Annotated in this window: 1 protein-coding gene; it reads right to left on the bottom strand. The window is 56.7% G+C overall.

What is annotated here, in order from left to right:
• Nucleotides 1-9: 9 nt before the first annotated feature.
• On the bottom strand, nucleotides 10-1,341 hold the full coding sequence (locus KGA88_RS31680) for an IS4 family transposase (protein WP_223588473.1): 1,332 nt from the start codon (nucleotides 1,339-1,341) through the stop codon (nucleotides 10-12).
• Nucleotides 1,342-1,426 lie beyond the last annotated feature (85 nt).

Genomic DNA, 1,426 nt, shown 5'->3' with positions numbered 1-1,426 from the left:
TAATGCCAGTCAGTTAAGCTGACTGGCATTTTTATTTTTGATCGGATACTTCGGGGATTTGAGCCTGATGGCCCGGGGGTAAATGCGCTCCGCCCGTCGATGAGGCAGTACATACTGCGGGGCTGAGGCATGCAGCTCGGCCAGGTACTTGGGGATGTTCCCGGAGCGGTCGGCCGAGACGCTGTTGATAAACCCGAGGATCGCCCAGGTGCAGGCGGTAAAACTCATTTCACATGGGTAAATGCCGGGGCAGTGGCGACTCATTTCCACCATTTGATAGCGCAACAAGTTGTAGCCCAACAACACTCCCCATAATTCCTGCTCGATCATCTCGGGCGTTTTGCTGCGCAACGTATAGCTGCTGTTGAGCAGCGTCTGTTTCATTTCCCGAAAGCCTAATTCAATCTCCCATCGCTGACTGTACAGATCAACGATTTCGTCGGGCGGGAAGCGCAGCGGGTCGGCCATTGAGGTCAGGATCTGACATACCTTGCCTTTGACGGTTTTGCTCAGGAGTCGCGCGGTCAGACGCTCCGGCAGCCCCGGCCATTGCTTGCGAGCCTGCGGCGAAGTGCTTAACGAAACCACCGCATCCTGGCGACCCAGACGCTGAACCACTTCGTACTGCGCACCTTTGCGCAATGGCATCAGCCAATGGCGCTCGGAGCCGGCCTGCTGCCACTGGTGCAGCAAACCCAAGGAATAAAAGCCGCGATCGAACAGCGTCAACGAGTGATCGGGCGTGGTTTCGATCAGTTGTTCTGCCAGCTTCATTTCGTTGCTGCGGTAGCCGTCAAACGCACTGCCGATCAACAAGTGGCTGGTCAACTCCATTTGGCAGACCATGCGCACCTGAGGGAAACCAGTGTCGCCATGCTGGTTACTGGCCGAGTCGTAACGCGCACGGTTTTCGGGGGTATCGGGTGTTCGCCAGACGACACCGTCGACGCCCAGTAAGCGCAAACCGGCCCAAGTTGGATGAGCGGCCGCTTCATGCCAACTTTTCTGAGTCAGATCGAAGACCTGTCGTACAGCTTCGCTGCCTAATCGCTGACGGGCCTGGACTACGGCGCTGGGCGCTACCAGCGGACGCTGTCCCGGCAGCATGATGTTCATGCGGCTGACCACATCCCAGGCCGACATACGTCGAAAGAACGACATGGAGATCACGCACCAAAGCATCATTTCCAGCGGCAAACGCCGCTTGCGCAGGGTCGCTACACCGGCCTGCTCAAGTGCCTGTTCGACCAAAGAAGGGTCGAGTAAGGAATCCAATCCATCGATGGCGTTGGGAGTGGAGGCGATGTTGTGGGTCAGTTCCAGTGCCCGAGCGAGACGCATAAAAAAATCCGATGCCAGTACAGGCATCGGATTTTGATTTCTTGCGGCCAAAGGTCAAGCGAGAAGGCTTAACTGATCGGCATTA

The sequence above is a fragment of the Pseudomonas sp. A-R-19 genome (assembly GCF_019956575.1).
In the GTDB taxonomy this organism is placed as follows: Bacteria; Pseudomonadota; Gammaproteobacteria; order Pseudomonadales; family Pseudomonadaceae; genus Aquipseudomonas.
This window is presented reverse-complemented; position numbering and strand designations above follow the sequence as displayed.

What these genes read in the sequence shown, in the direction of transcription:
- KGA88_RS31680 (WP_223588473.1), bottom strand. Translation starts at nt 1,341, where the DNA reads ATGCGTCTCGCTCGGGCACTGGAACTGACCCACAACATCGCCTCCACT.